The following is a 14,942-nucleotide window of genomic DNA, read 5'->3' on the forward strand; positions in this document are numbered from 1 at the left end:
TTGCCTGTCATTTCACTCTTTTTCTCTTCTCATTTGGCTTATGGCTTATGGCTTATGGCTTAGGTTTTAGCACCAACCTTAACCCGTCGCTTTTATGCAAAAGTTTGATACTAAATCTCGAACGCTAAACTTTGATCAATAACGAGACAGTGCGAAAACGATAGAGTAGAGATAGATCTAAATAAAAGGGATGTGGAATGGATATCTGGTTGTTGGTTGCGTTGGTACTAATGAGTCTGTTTTTGATCGCGGTCGTTATTGCCGCGAGCAACAATGGCAGCCATCTAAAAGGCAATGTGGTGATTTCTCTTACAGCGGTGGCTTTGAGCGTGCTGGTCTGGTCTCAACTGAAACAAGAGTTACCTCAACTTCCTTTGGATGATAGCAATAACTACACGGCAACAGATTTCGAAGATGAGCTTCAGCAAAGCCTTGAGCAAGACCCGAATCAATCCGACTTGTGGTTTAAGCTTGGTGGTGTGTACATGCAGAAAGCGGAGTTTGATGCGGCATTCACTTGCTACGATTATGCGATTCGCTTAGATCCTCAAGCGCCTTCTGGCCTCTATGCTGCCAAAGCAACAGCACTTTATTATCTTAGCTCTCAAGCGATGAGTGATGATGTTAATGCGTTGTTGGAGCACTCCATGCAGCTTGATCCCAATGATCGTACGGCATTGATGTTGATTGCGACCGATCACTTCATCAGCATGCGCTATCAACAAGCGATCGATGCGTGGACTCAAATCTTAGATTCCAATCAGAAGGGCATTGATAGTGTCTCTATTATCCATTCGATCAACCAAGCCAAACAGATGATCCGTTAAGCTTGGCTAATTGCTAAAGAGGCGATCTTACTTAAGATCTCATTTCGAAGACTATTGGTTTTCCTGCATTTCGATTAAGCCACCAGCATTGTGGATTTGAGTAAACCCTTGAGCGCGCAAGAATTGATAAGCTTGCCCTGAACGATTGCCACTGCGGCAGTACAACACGATGGGTTGGTCTTTATCTATCTTAGCAAAGTGAGTAGCCACTTCAGAAAGAGGGTAGTTGATGGCGTTGTCTAGATGCCCTTGTTCGAACTCTGCAGGTGTTCTGACATCAACCACTAATGCACCTTTCTCTATTAATTCCCACCCTGTCTCAGCACGCTCAGATGCGTGAACGCTTGAACTGAGTAGTGCAATACATAATGCCGAAAGCGAAAGTAAGATTTTCATTGTTTATTCCTTGAATTGGCGAGTGGATCGGGGATTCGATATTGATCTGTATTCCCCTAAAACCTAAAAAACCAGCCACACAACAATAGTGTGACTGGTTTTTACTTAATGGTCTAATGGAAGAAACTAGTATTCGTAGTTGGCTTCACGCTTTTCAGCTTGCTCTTCCCATTTAGGAACAACCGTGTCTAAGAAGTGCTGTTTCTCTGCGTTCATCTTATCCATGTCCATTCCAAGCGCTTTTTGAGCCGCTTCTTTTGTCGAGATATCTGGAATCTCGATTGGATCGGTGATGCCTTTCTTCGCCAGTAGACGAACAATCTTAGTACGAGCATCCGCGGCGCGGTCAACGGCAGTACCTAGCACTTCTAGAGCGATTTCAGGTGCGTGCATGTGAATACCGTGAGACGCGATAGCGTAGTCCCAACGCCATTGAGCGTGACGGATATCGAGTAAGATAGGTTCCATCTCTTGCTCTGTCGCACCCGCTTCCCATGCTGCGCCTGCTTCAAAGTGAGCAGCAACGATTTGTTTCTCAGCAGTCAGCTTCATGTTTAGTACTTGCGCTTTACGGCTTGAAACGATGTTACGCATAGTTTCTTTCGATTGAGTGTGACAGTTTGCACACGTATCTTCGAAGCGGTCGAATGGGTTACCCACTTTATGGTCGGTATAAACGGTGCCATCTTCTTTGGTCACTTTCGGCATATGACAGTCAGCACAAACAACTTTGTTTTTGCCGTGAATACCTTCGCGCCATGTTTCGAAACCTGGGTGTTGCGCTTTCAGCATGGGTGCTTTCGATACTTTATGCGTCCAATCTTTAAAGTTGATTGCATCATAGTAGCGTTCCATGTCGCCAACGGTTGTACCTTGGTCCCAAGGGAATTTCACACCTTTGGTTGGCCCTGTGAAGTAGTATTCCACGTGGCACTGAGCACAAACAGAAGCTTGTTGGTCTAAACGACTTTGTTCATCAAACTTTTTACCAATCGTTTCAAATGCTCGTTCAACGTAAGGACGAGTCACCTTCAATGCTGGCTCACCATTCTTAAAGCCTTCGCTTTGGGTATCGTGACAGTCTGAACAGCCAATAGGGTTAATGATCTCGTTGCCAAGACGCGCCCATTTACCTTCAAAATAACCATCTTCACCACGCTCTTCGATAACACGAGCGACATCTGGGCTCTTACAACTCCAACACGCCATTGGCATTGGACCAGAGCTTTCGTCCGTTGGGCCGCCAGTACGAAGTGTTTGTCTTACATCGTCAATGGCATAAAAGTGGCCGCGTGCTTTGTTGTAATCCTTTGCGAACCCGTAGCCAGCCCACATGATGACCATGTTTGGATCTTCTTTTAGTGCGTCTTCAATAACTTCGCTTTCTGAAGTCTGTCTCCATGAGTGATATTGATCTGGGTGGTTTTGTTCGAACTGGTCGTTACGAGGGTCGCCAATTTCTTTTTTTTCAGACGCAGCAAAACTGGTCGCGCTTGCTAGTGATGCGCTAACCATTAATAGTGCTGTGACCGAATTACGTATCCAATGCTTTTTCACAGTGATATCTCCAATATACTGATTCTTATACCAAGCGTTGTGAGTTTGCTATTCAAATTAAGAACTGGAGAATTCCTGTTTATATTAATTCATAAACAAACACATTTTGTTACGTGTTGGATATAGCTTGTCTTAGATCAATTAACGGTAGTGACTTCAATCACGTTGAAGTTTATATACCCCTAAAGTGGTATTGATGGTTAGTTTAATTAGAATTTAACTGAGAATTATTATCATATATAACAACCAATTACCTAAATTGACCATGATATAAATAGGGTGATAGCGTTCACAGATTAACCTATCGAAATTTCGCATTACCTAATTAGAGGTATATTCTGATTATAGAAAGCGTTGTGGCTTATCCAAAATAAGAATTGATATCATTTAAGCGGTAATAATATCGTTTAAGGGTACTTTTGTTTAACCGGAATATTATTTAGTTGAGAGTTAAATAATACCGGTATAAGGAAAGGATAAAATGGGCAATATTAAATTGGCCATAGTCATAATGCTTAAATCCCTTCTAGCATTCTGCCTCTATGGTTATTCCATTCATGCTGTTGCTGAGCCTGCTGTTACGCCAGTAGGAGAATCAACAAGACATGAAGTCGAATTAATCCGCGACAAAGACTACAAGTGTGTTCAATGCCATAAAGATTCAAAAGAAACGGTATTGGGTTCACATGGTGAAAGTGCACACGCTTTACTTGGCCGTGAAGTAAATTGTACCGATTGTCATAGTTCAATTAGCCCCGATCACCGAGAAGGTGCACCTGAAGTGGTGAAGTATCGCGCGGCTCAATCACAACCAGGAACCGAAAAGGTTTTCCTCGATCCTAGCTTAATTTTAGATGCCAATAGCCAATGTATCGATTGTCACAAACCTGATGATCTGCGTGAAGCTAGCTGGACTCACGATGTTCACGCGCAAAACTTAACGTGTTCAAACTGTCATGATGTTCATGCGACTGAAGCAAAGGTGTTGGGCTTAGATAAAAAGCAAACCATTAAGCTGTGTGTGGATTGCCATTCAGACTTCAACCAGAAGAAAGAAGGGGAGTAATCTATGAGCTGCTCAAGAAGAAACTTTTTAGCAGGCGCTGGTGCCGTTATTTTTACCACGGGTGTCGCGGGAACTGCGGCGGTGACAAGTCGTAAAACGTTAGCCAATGTTCAAGAAGATGGTGCTAAACGTTATGGAATGATTCATGACGAAACCGCGTGTATTGGTTGTACTGCTTGTACAGAAGCATGTCGTGAAGTGAATAAAGTGCCTGAAGGCGTGTCGCGCTTAGAAATTATTAAGAGCGAACCCCAAGGCGAATATCCAAATGTTGATTACCGTTTTACTCGTAACTCTTGCCAACATTGTGATAACGCGCCGTGTGTCATGGTTTGCCCAACAGGTGCAGCCTACAAAGATGAAAAAACCGGCATTGTCGACGTTCATCAAGAGAAGTGTGTCGGTTGTGGTTACTGTTTGTTAGCGTGTCCATATCAAGTGCGCTTTTTCCATCCAGAGAACAAGTCAGCCGATAAATGTAACTTCTGTCGTGATACCAATCTAGCACAAGGGAAGTTGCCTGCTTGTGTCGAATCTTGCCCAACCAAAGCGCTGACATTCGGCGATTTGAATGACCCTAAGAGTGAGATAAACCAAGTACTTCAATCCGAGGTGGTTTACAGAGATAAAGCCTATCTAGGCACTCAACCAAAACTCTATAAAGTGCCACACCAAAAAGGGGAGATTTGATTATGAGTGCATGGGACGCAGCTTTTCAGTCTGGTACCGTGGTATGGGACTGGATTATAGCAATCTATCTATTTCTCGCGGGGATGTCGGCGGGTGCCGTAATGATCTCCATTTACCTTAAGCGCAAGGTTATTGAAGGCGATCCTGCTCATAATGGTGTGTTAAAGGCGACAGCTTTTCTTGCGCCATTTGGGATCATTTCAGGCCTGCTGATCTTGGTTTTCCATCTGACAAAACCACTGTCATTTTGGAAGATCATGATCTTCTATAATCCAACGTCTGTGATGTCGATGGGTGTGATCTTATTCCAAGTGTATATGGTGATCTTGTTCCTTTGGATCGGCATTATATTTAGAGATCAAATTGTCGTGTTCTTGAATGACCAAACATGGTTAAAAGGGCGACTCGACTTTGTCGGGAACTGGATTGGCAAATTAGAAGTGTTTGAGAATGCTCTGGAAATATTCCTAGCTGTTCTTGCTTTGATGCTTGCCGCTTATACCGGATTCTTGCTGTCAGCTTTAAATACCTTCCCACTATTGAATAACCCAGTACTGCCGATTTTGTTCTTGTTCTCGAGTTTATCTTCGGGTGCGGCGGCGTGTATTTTATTTGGTGTGTTGGTCTTTAAAGAGTCACCTCATAGCCCGAGTATTTCATGGATCCACGGTTTTGAACGCCCGGTTGTGATGTTTGAGTTGTTTGTTCTTGTTACTTTCTTTACTGGGCTGATCTTCGCTGGCGGTCAAAGTGAACAAGCAGTATGGAACGCAATTGGCAGTGGTTTCTGGGCGAGTTGGTTCTGGTATGGCGTCATCGGTGTCGGCATGGTTTTACCGTTGTTGTTGAATGCCGTTACACCAACCTCAATTCGCCATAGCTCGGTGTATATTTTCTCCGTGACTTCGCTAAGCCTAATGGGCGTATTAATGCTGCGAACTTTTGTCCTTTATGCAGGGCAGTTAACGATAGCTTAATTTCGCGCAAGTTTATTATTGAGCAGATGTCGGATACTAAACATCTGCTTATTAATGAACATGCTTTTAGTAAACATGAGATGCGTGTTCAGATCGGCTCTGCTCTAGCGGAGCCTTATTGAGGTGATATGGTCGGTTCTTTGGGGCTGTTTAGTTTAGTGTTGGTTGCTGTACTCAGTAGCATTATTGGTGTGCATTCGTTTTATCAAATGCTAAACAAACGGACGCAAAATATAAGTTTAATCCGTAGTTTCTCTCTTTCAAGTGCATTGTTTTCTCTCACTTCTGTCGCATTGCTTGGCTATGCTTTTGTCAGTGATGACTTCTCTATTCTCTATGTCGCTGAACATTCAAATACTCAATTACCCTCATTTTTTAAGCTAGCAGCTGTATGGGCAGGCCATGAAGGTTCCTTGTTATTTTGGGTACTGACGATCAGCGTCTGGTCTGGCGTGATTGCCTTACAAAAACACTATTCGAATGAATACCAAAGCCGCGTGTTGTGGGTAATGAATCTACTGCTCGCGATATTTGCTTGGTTCACCTTATTCGCATCAAACCCATTTGAAATGAATTCGATCTTGCCGCTAGAAGGGCGTGACCTTAACCCAATGTTGCAAGATGTCGGCCTGATCTTTCACCCTCCATTACTTTACCTTGGCTATGTCGGTTTTTCTGTGGTGCTGGCATTTGCCGTTGCCGCTTTGCTGGTTGATCCTATTGAGTTTGATTGGGTTGCCCATTGTCGCAGTTGGTGTCTAGTCGCTTGGATCTTTTTAACCGCAGGGATCATTCTTGGCTCTTGGTGGGCGTACTACGAATTAGGCTGGGGCGGCTGGTGGTTCTGGGATCCTGTTGAAAATGCCAGCTTGTTGCCGTGGCTCACTTCGACAGCCTTGCTGCACTGTTTAGGTGTTGCCAAGGGCAAACAACAGCTTCTGAAGTGGTCTCTAAGCCTTGCTTTCATTACATTTTGTTTGAGTATCTTAGGCACCTTTATTGTTCGTTCTGGCGTATTAACGTCGGTGCATGCGTTTGCGGTTGACCCAACCAAAGGTATCGCACTGCTACTTATATTAGTGTTGGTACTGGTGAGCTCATTTTCTCTGCTTATCGTCAGAGGTGAATCTTTTGAATCTAACCCGATTACTAGCTTCGCTAGTAAGAGCTTTTTAAGCCTAGTTGCGGTGCTCATTTTTGTATTAGCGACCGCTGTTGTGGTGTTTGGTACATTTTATCCAATGATCTTTGAACTGCTTGGGCTGGGTAACATATCGGTGGGTGCGCCATACTTTAATCTGTTGATTGCGCCTTTGGCTTTGCTCGCACTTGGCGTGGTTGGCTTAGCCCCATTGTTGAGTGTTAAACCTCAAGCAACCAAAGGTGTTATTTCACTGTTAGCTCTGGTGTCGTTGGCATTGGGTTACGTTTGTTATTCTTGGCAAGTGGAACAAGTCCAACGACAAGTGATGGCTCTGATAACATGGTCACTCGCATTTTGGGTTTTACTCACTCATGTTTATGGCTTAGCGGTCACGCACAGTTCCAAGTTCCAACGAAAAGTCTGGGTGATGACCTTTGCCCATGTCGGTGTCGCGGTCTTAGCTGTAGGCGCTGCAATGAACAGTTACCACTCGTTTGAGCGCAGTTATAAATTAAGCCCAGATGAACAAGTGGAGTTTATGGGCTGGACGCTTGCTCATGAAGATACAGAGCTTTATGTCGCCTCAAATTTTACCGCTGAAAAGGCGATACTTAAGCTAGATACTGGCGAGCAAAGTTTTTCTATTTCGCCGGAAAGAAGACATTATCAAGTTCGAGTGATGAACATGAGCGAGCCCGCAATGAAATGGTTCTGGCATGGCGATGTGTATATCACCATGGGTGAGAAAGTTGACGCTACCGCTTATGCATTTCGAGTTCAGTACAAAGCGTATGCTCGTTGGATATGGCTTGGTGGGCTGTTCTCAATTCTAGGTGCTGTGCTTTCACTGACCAATCGTAAAAAGAAAACCGTTAAGGCTGCACAGTATGCATACCAGCGTTCGTAATAAACTCATTGCTCTATTTTCAGTGGCTGTTGCTTTGGTCGTTGCATTTTCATATGCGCTCGACAGTAAGCAACAAACGACCAGCGTTTCAGAGCAAAAAAGGACTTTCCCTGAATTTACGGCAGAAAAACTCGTTACTGATGAGTCATTCGATTCTGAAGCATTAAGTTCTGAAATATTAAGCTATGAAACGGCTAAGCTTACGCTCGCTGATATTACTCAACATCCTTACCAACTGGTCAATGTATGGGCTTCATGGTGCGGAATATGTAAAACCGAGCACGCTTTTTTACTCGAACTACAAAAGGAAGGTATTCCAATTGTTGGTCTCAATTATCGAGATAACCCCGGTGCTGCGCTCAATGTATTGTCCAACGACGGCAACCCATACGCAACTGTGATCAGCGATCCTCAAGGGAAGTTGGCGTTAGAACTCGGTGTAATCGGTACTCCTGAGACGTATTTAGTCGATGCTGAAGGCCAAATAGTGAAGAAGTTGCTAGGCGTGATTAATGAATCGGTTTGGCGCAAAGAACTCGCTCACTATTTTAAAGGTACAAATGGATGATGAAGTTCCTGCTCAACATAGTGCTCATACTTAGCGCTGCTATTGTCGTCAACTTCCCTGTATTAGCTGAGGATTTGTTTACGGCGAGTGATAAAGATACAAGCATTCAGGTAGAGTTATTTGAGTTTGAAAGCCTTAATCAACAACAGCGTGCTATTAGTTTGGCAAAATCGCTGCGCTGCCCACAATGTCAGAATCAAAATCTGATTGAGTCGAACTCTCCCATAGCAAAAGATTTACGCCTTGTTGTATTCAATATGGTGAAAGCAGGGAAGAGCAACAATGAAATCACTCAGTACATGACAGAAAGGTTTGGTGAATTTGTGCTTTATAAGCCAGCAATGAGTGTTTCAAACATATTACTTTGGGTGTTACCGAGTCTATTATTTCTTTTGTTTGTATATTTATCAGTAGCGAGTGTTAGGAATGACTCATAAAAATTGTGTATTACTGTTTACCAATTGAGCTGTATTTTGTAATATTAACGGATTATAAAGGCTAAGCACTGTTATATAAGGATGTGTTTGTGGATAACGTAATCTCAAATTTAAAAAAAGAGTTCTATACTCATGTCCGTTCTGATAAATGGGCAGAAAAATACAGTGCAAAGTCGAGCATCTCTACACTGACACAAGAAGAGTTAAGTGAATTAGAAAATGCTTGGGTGCAGCTTGTTATCTGGAAGCAAACTCAACTAAGCTGATCGTTCCGCAAAAAGTGTAGTCTTAGCCGCAATTGATTGATTTATAACCCCATGTTGGTCATCCCAACGTGGGGTTTTTTGTTACCTAGAAAATTAATTGTTATAATATAACAATTTGTACGTGGTCGACCTTGAAAAAAATTGTTAACAGCCTCATAGTGTCTATCATTAGATAGTTAGCTACAAAATATTGCCTAGACATATAGTGTAGTGTTGTTAAATACATCGAATTTTCAAGTGAGTATAGCTATGGCGGAAGTGCGTGCCAGAATAGATTTCAAAGTAGGGGTAACAAGCAGTATTGATGCTGAACTTCTGTCTTTTCATGGATTGAAAACAGATAAAGAGCATGTTGCTGTGATATTTAAATCAGCGGATAAGACACAAGACATACCTCTTGTTCGTATGCACTCTGAGTGCCTGACTGGTGATGTTTTTCATTCTTCTCGCTGTGACTGTGGTGAGCAGTTAGATGAAACCATCAGAATTATGGGTGAGACGGGGGGAGTGATTCTTTACTTACGCCAAGAAGGTCGTGGTATTGGTTTGTATAACAAAATCGATGCGTACCGTCTGCAAAGCGAAGGCATGAACACCTATGAAGCGAATAACCACCTAGGTTTTGGTGATGATTTACGCGACTTTACCGAAGCGGCAGAAATGCTTCGCGCTTTAGGAACCACAAAAATCCGCTTGGTTACTAACAACCCTAAGAAGATCAATGAGCTGAAATCTTTCGGTATTGAGATTGAAGAAGTGGTGAATACTTCTGCACATATCAAGTCGGGAAATGAGAGTTACCTGAAGGCGAAAGTCTCACACGGTAAGCATAATCTGGATATTTGATAAGCTTCCTTTTATTGCTATAGCACAAAAGTATTTAAAGACCTCACAAATGTGAGGTTTTTTTGTATTTATCTTGCAATAAAATTGTAAGTTTGTATTATTCAAATCTGTAGTGTAAATGATAATGGTTTGCACTATTACTACGAATAATAATTCAAAGCTCAACAAGGATGCTTCATGACCATTAAATCTTTAGTGACAAAAGCCGTAACTTCGTCACTCATTTTTGCCTCTGCTTCTTCTTTTGCAGCAGTAACTCAAGATCAAGTTGTAGAACATTACGCCGATATTGCTCATGCAGTGTTTGCAGATTCAGTAATTACAGCAAAAGCGTTGAACTCTTCTATTGATACCTTCTTAGCTTCTCCTTCTGCTGGCAATTTCGAACAAGTAAAGCAAGCTTGGCTAGACTCTCGTGTACCTTACCAACAGTCTGAAGTATTTCGCTTTGGTAACGTTGTTGTAGATGATTGGGAAGGCCAATTAAATGCATGGCCGCTAGATGAAGGCCTTATCGATTACGTTTCGACTGATTACCAATATGAACTTGGTAACGAAGGCGCTAGCGCAAACATCGTTGCAAATAAGACTTTCCAAATTGGTCAGACAACAGTAGACGCAACTAACATTACTCCAGAGCTAATTGCAGGCCTGAACGAGATCGGTGGTTCTGAAGCGAACGTAGCGTCTGGCTACCACGCGATTGAATTCCTACTTTGGGGCCAAGATTTAAACGGTACTAACAGCGGTGCAGGTGAGCGTGCTTACACTGATTTCGTTGTTGGTGCTGAGTGTACTAATGGTAACTGTGACCGTCGTGGCGCATACCTAAAAGCATCAGCTGAACTACTTATCCAAGACCTAGAGTGGATGGAAAAGCAGTGGGCTGAAGGCGAGAAAGGCAACTACCGTCAAGAGCTTCTTTCTGAATCTAGCGAGAACGGTCTACGTAAAATGCTATTTGGTATGGGCTCACTATCTCTAGGTGAACTAGCGGGTGAGCGTATGAAAGTTGCACTAGAAGCAAACTCTACTGAAGACGAGCATGATTGTTTCTCTGATAACACGCATAACTCTCACTACTACAACGAGCAAGGTATCTACAACGTATACACTGGCTTGTACAAGCGTGAAGATGGTTCTCTACTTTCTGGTCCTAGCCTGTTTGACCTCGTTGAGCAAAAAGACGAGCAAGCGGCGAAAGAGATTCAAAAGCAGTTTGACCTAGCACGTGCACAAGTTGGTCAACTTGTTGTGTCAGCAGAGAAAAATAACCAGCACTTCGATCAGCTAATTGCTGCTGATAATGCTGCGGGTAACGCATTAGTAAACAAAACTATTGTTGCGCTAGTGTCTCAAACCGCTGCAATCGAGCGTGCTGCTGGTGTTATTGGCATTGATAGCCTAAACCCAGACACAGCGGATCACGAGTTCTAAGAACCCGAGCCGAACACAAATATAAGGGCTCTCATTGAGCCCTTAATTGTTTGTTATTCAAAAAAGTTACTCCCTAATAAAAACTAAAATCAAAAACACAGCAAGGCAATGTATGAAGTCGTATCTCTCAGCCTCACTATTAACCGCACTGTTTTTCTTATCTCCATTGCACGCCCATGAAACCTACTCTGGTGGCAAAACCACAGTAAAGAAAGAGGGCGCGAACGCTTTTTCTCTTCCTGCAGCCAACCTTCCAATGAGCAAACGTTTGGATTTCAGCGTAGGTAACAGCTTCTTTAGAAACCCTTGGGTTCCTGCGCCGTCATCAACCGATGCGCGTGATGGATTAGGTCCATTGTTCAATACCAACGGTTGTCAAAACTGCCATATCAAAGATGGTCGTGGTCATGCGCCTGAAAAAGATGACCAGAACGCGGTTTCATTGTTGGTCCGCTTAAGTATCCCTGCTGAAACGCCAGAGCAGAGACAAGCCTTCATTCGTGATGGTGGTATTCCTGAACCAACTTACGGTGGCCAGTTACAAGATTTCGCGCTTCAAGGTGTAAAACCCGAGGGCAAAGTGAACATCAGCTACACCGATGTTCCTGTTGAATTCAAAGACGGTACAGTCGTTACTTTGCGTAAACCAATTTTAAAGATTACTGATCTTGCCTTTGGCGAGATGCATCCTAAAACTGAGTTTTCAGCTCGTGTTGCGCCGCCAATGATTGGCCTTGGTTTACTTGAAAGCATCCCGCAAGAAACGATTCTCGGATTTGCTAAACAGCAGTTGGCCGACAAGCAAGGTGTTTCAGGCAAAGCGAACTACGTTCTTGATGTTCAAACTAACGATATGGCGTTGGGTCGATTCGGTTGGAAAGCTGGCCAGCCAAACCTAATGCAGCAAAATGCGGCTGCGTTTAACGGTGATTTGGGCTTAACGAGTCGCCTATTCCCGAATGAAAACTGCACATCAGCGCAATCAATCTGTGATGATTTCCCAAATGGTGGCGAGCCAGAAGTCAGTGATAATATATTAGACTTCGTTGAGTTTTATTCGCAGCATTTAGCGGTCCCTATTCGTCGCAACGTCGATAAGCCTGCTGTAGTGCAAGGCAAAAAATTATTCAAAGACGTTGGTTGTCAGAGTTGCCACCAAGCCGAAATTCGCACAGCAGAGCGTGAAGGGTTACCTGCGTTGTCTAAGCAATTAATCAGCCCGTATACCGATATGTTGTTGCACGATATGGGGGAAGGCTTAGCCGACAATCGCCCTGAATATCTTGCCAACGGCCAAGAGTGGCGTACGACGCCATTATGGGGATTAGGCTATACCAAAGAAGTGAATGGTCATACGTTCCTGCTTCATGACGGTCGCGCAAGAAACGTTATGGAAGCGGTACTTTGGCATGGTGGTGAAGCAGAAATGGCGAAACAAAACGTTTTAGCTCTTAGTAGCAGCGAACGTGAAGCGCTATTGGCGTTCTTAAACTCGCTATAGGCTGAGTTGAATTCAGTTTAGTTAACGGCTAGTGACTTAGAAAGCCGCTATCAAAGCACTTAGCACCGCTGAACTTGTAGGAATACGAGTTCTGCGGTCGTTTGGTATTTAATGAACTCATATAATTAAAAGAAAAATTAGGAAGTAAGGTAACAGCATGACGCATAAATTTTTGTTAATGCCTTTGTCGGTATTAATCATGGCAGGCTGCCAATCATCGGGTGAACAAGCTGCTTTATCTGAGGTTAATGGTGTGTCTTATCAAGCAGATACGACCGATCACATCAGTCGCAGTGTCTATCAACAAGAGTTTGATTCAGCCGTCCTATTCGCCAAGCAAGCCAACGAGCTAGAAGTCTTGATGCAGGGTTACTGCCAAACTAATGATGTTGAGTTAGATGCTTTGAAAAGTCAGTGGCAGCTCACCATGAACAGTTGGATGGCACTGCAAGGACAAGAAAGGGGCCCAACAGCGGCACTTGAAGAGAGCTGGAATATTCAATTTTGGCCTGATAAGAAGAACACCACCGGCCTTAAAATGCGTCAATTGACTCAGCAGGATAAAGCATGGTCTCAAGACGAAATCGCGCAGCAGAGTGTTACCGTTCAAGGGCTAGGCGCGTTGGAATGGTCGCTTTATGACGAGCAATCGCCACTGCTTCAAGACAAAGCACTAGGCTGCCAATCATCACAAGCGATTACTGAAAACTTAGCGATTAAGTCATCTTCGATTGCACAGGCATGGCAGGTTAACCCTTGGTTAGCGTTAGACGAGACTCGTTGGGAGTCTGAATACATCGCTTTATTGACCAACCAACTTGATTACAGCATGAAAAAGCTGAGTCGCCCAATGGCTAAAATCGGTCATCCGCGTCCTTACTTCTCAGAATCATGGCGTGCACAAACTTCGATGACTCAACTAAAAGCGAATGTAGCAGCACTTCAGAATTTGTACCTTGCCGATGGCAATGGCTTAGACGGCTTGTTGAGAGAGAAGGGCTTAAATGACCTTGCTGACCGTGTTGCTGACCAGTTCACGCTAACGTTAGATACTTGGCCTACAGACTCAAGTTTGTTCGAGTTGCTGCAGAGCAAAGAGGGCTACCGAAATGTGCTGACTCAATACAACAAACTAGAACGTTTGAAGTACTTGATTCATGAAGAAGTGGCGATAGAGCTTGGCGTGGTAATAGGATTTAATGCTACCGATGGTGACTGATACTACACGAAGAACGCTACTCAAGGCTGCACTGGGTTGTGCAGCTGTACCTGTACTTCCGTTTGGCTGCGCTAGTCGCTCTGGCGCCGCAAGCACATCTAATGATCCTCAACTGATCGGTTGTGCGCTGAATGGTCGTGGCCAATATTCAGCGGTTGTGGCTGACGAATATGGTATGCCGCTGAGTCAGCTGCCGATCCCAGATCGTGGGCATGGCGTCGCGATTTGCCCAACATCATCACATGCGGTGGTTTTTGCTCGTCGTCCTGGTGACTATTTTATGGTGTTTGACTATAAAAATGGTCAGCAGATCAAGATGGTCGTGAAAGGTAACAATCGCCACTTCTATGGTCATGGCGTTTACTCATTAGATGGCAAGTTACTGTATGCCACGGAAGGGAAAACGGACAGCAGCCAAGGTGTGATAGGTGTTTACGATGTCGCACAAGGCTATCGTAAGGTCGAGGAGTTCACTGGCTTTGGTATTGGCCCTCATGAAGTGATCATCATGCCGGATGGTAATCTCGCGATTGGCGTTGGCGGCGTTCATACTGACGGTAGAACACCGAAAAACTTGAATTCAATGCAACCGAGTTTAAGTTATGTTTCACCTGAAGGTGCGCTGCTTGATCAGGTTGAATTGCTAGACAAGAAGCTGAGCATTCGACACTTAGCGCATGATGGTGCTGAAACCGTACTATGTGGTCAGCAATATCGAGGTGAACCAGATGAGTACCCTTCACTTTTGGCGATGCACACTAAAGGCGGGCAGTTTGAATCACTGAACGCGGAACCAGAGCAGTGGGCAAGGTTCAATCACTATATCGCCAGTATTGCGGCGTCAGATGATTGGATTATTGCGACTTCGCCAAGAGGCAACTGTTATGGTATTTGGTCTAAAGAGACTAAAGAGTTAGTGGAACTCTCTGCGTTGTCTGATGCTTCTGGCGCAGTGCTACTTGATGGTGAGTTTCGACTCAGCTCTGGAGCGGGCAGTGTGGTGAGCCAACACAAGCCTTATGAGAAATCAACCCAGCAATCATCGGTCCAGTGGGATAACCACTGGAGTGCAATCTAGTTCATAAAACTCCTTAAAAAATAACA

Annotated in this window: 15 protein-coding genes; 13 read left to right on the forward strand and 2 right to left on the reverse strand. The window is 43.9% G+C overall.

What is annotated here, in order from left to right; translation table 11 throughout:
* Nucleotides 1–197: 197 nt before the first annotated feature.
* Entirely contained in the window at nt 198–827 is a 630-nt protein-coding gene (locus tag ACED28_RS02010; RefSeq protein WP_371709169.1) for a hypothetical protein, read from the forward strand.
* A gap of 51 nt (nt 828–878) precedes the next feature.
* On the opposite strand, the gene ACED28_RS02015 is transcribed toward ACED28_RS02010, so the two are convergent.
* Nucleotides 879–1,223, reverse strand: coding sequence for a rhodanese-like domain-containing protein (locus tag ACED28_RS02015; RefSeq protein ID WP_009848845.1), 345 nt, complete (start codon nt 1,221–1,223; stop codon nt 879–881).
* Nucleotides 1,224–1,349: 126 nt separating this feature from the next.
* Nucleotides 1,350–2,780 carry an ammonia-forming nitrite reductase cytochrome c552 subunit gene (gene nrfA, locus ACED28_RS02020; protein ID WP_371709170.1) on the reverse strand — a complete coding sequence of 477 codons (1,431 nt, stop codon included), beginning with the start codon at nt 2,778–2,780 and terminating at the stop codon, nt 1,350–1,352.
* Nucleotides 2,781–3,261: 481 nt separating this feature from the next.
* Between nrfA and nrfB the strand changes: the two genes are divergently transcribed.
* The 12 genes from nrfB (at nt 3,262) to ACED28_RS02080 (ending at nt 14,916) form a co-directional block, all read left to right on the forward strand.
* Nucleotides 3,262–3,846, forward strand: a complete 585-nt coding sequence (gene nrfB, locus ACED28_RS02025) for a cytochrome c nitrite reductase pentaheme subunit (RefSeq protein WP_009848843.1) — start codon at nt 3,262–3,264, stop codon at nt 3,844–3,846.
* A 3-nt stretch (nt 3,847–3,849) separates the two neighbouring features.
* Complete coding sequence (gene nrfC / locus ACED28_RS02030; RefSeq protein WP_012604317.1) at nt 3,850–4,536, forward strand: cytochrome c nitrite reductase Fe-S protein; 687 nt, start codon at nt 3,850–3,852, stop codon at nt 4,534–4,536.
* A gap of 2 nt (nt 4,537–4,538) precedes the next feature.
* Complete coding sequence (gene nrfD / locus ACED28_RS02035) at nt 4,539–5,513, forward strand: cytochrome c nitrite reductase subunit NrfD (RefSeq protein ID WP_371709171.1); 975 nt, start codon at nt 4,539–4,541, stop codon at nt 5,511–5,513.
* Nucleotides 5,514–5,641: 128 nt separating this feature from the next.
* Nucleotides 5,642–7,564, forward strand: coding sequence for a heme lyase CcmF/NrfE family subunit (locus ACED28_RS02040; protein WP_371709172.1), 1,923 nt, complete (start codon nt 5,642–5,644; stop codon nt 7,562–7,564).
* The gene (locus ACED28_RS02045; protein WP_371709173.1) at nt 7,545–8,132 is read left to right on the forward strand and encodes a DsbE family thiol:disulfide interchange protein; all 588 of its coding nucleotides are present in this window, start codon (nt 7,545–7,547) and stop codon (nt 8,130–8,132) included. The genes ACED28_RS02040 and ACED28_RS02045 overlap by 20 nt, the downstream gene beginning before the upstream one ends.
* Nucleotides 8,129–8,569, forward strand: a complete 441-nt coding sequence (locus tag ACED28_RS02050; RefSeq protein WP_065680452.1) for a cytochrome c-type biogenesis protein CcmH — start codon at nt 8,129–8,131, stop codon at nt 8,567–8,569. The genes ACED28_RS02045 and ACED28_RS02050 overlap by 4 nt, the downstream gene beginning before the upstream one ends.
* 89 nt (nt 8,570–8,658) lie before the next feature.
* Nucleotides 8,659–8,835, forward strand: a complete 177-nt coding sequence (locus ACED28_RS02055) for a hypothetical protein (protein ID WP_009848837.1) — start codon at nt 8,659–8,661, stop codon at nt 8,833–8,835.
* A gap of 249 nt (nt 8,836–9,084) precedes the next feature.
* The gene (gene ribA, locus ACED28_RS02060) at nt 9,085–9,681 is read left to right on the forward strand and encodes a GTP cyclohydrolase II (protein WP_009848836.1); all 597 of its coding nucleotides are present in this window, start codon (nt 9,085–9,087) and stop codon (nt 9,679–9,681) included.
* 177 nt (nt 9,682–9,858) lie between these two features.
* Entirely contained in the window at nt 9,859–11,118 is a 1,260-nt protein-coding gene (locus tag ACED28_RS02065) for an imelysin family protein (protein WP_371709174.1), read from the forward strand.
* A gap of 112 nt (nt 11,119–11,230) precedes the next feature.
* Complete coding sequence (locus tag ACED28_RS02070) at nt 11,231–12,619, forward strand: di-heme oxidoredictase family protein (RefSeq protein ID WP_371709175.1); 1,389 nt, start codon at nt 11,231–11,233, stop codon at nt 12,617–12,619.
* Between the two features lie 157 nt (nt 12,620–12,776).
* On the forward strand, nt 12,777–13,838 hold the full coding sequence (locus ACED28_RS02075) for an imelysin family protein (protein ID WP_269337391.1): 1,062 nt from the start codon (nt 12,777–12,779) through the stop codon (nt 13,836–13,838).
* Complete coding sequence (locus ACED28_RS02080) at nt 13,828–14,916, forward strand: DUF1513 domain-containing protein (protein ID WP_371709176.1); 1,089 nt, start codon at nt 13,828–13,830, stop codon at nt 14,914–14,916. The genes ACED28_RS02075 and ACED28_RS02080 overlap by 11 nt, the downstream gene beginning before the upstream one ends.
* The last annotated feature ends 26 nt before the right edge of the window (nt 14,917–14,942 follow it).

The sequence above is a fragment of the Vibrio sp. 1F253 genome, from assembly GCF_041439295.1.
GTDB classification, from domain to species: Bacteria; Pseudomonadota; Gammaproteobacteria; order Enterobacterales; family Vibrionaceae; genus Vibrio; species Vibrio tasmaniensis_A.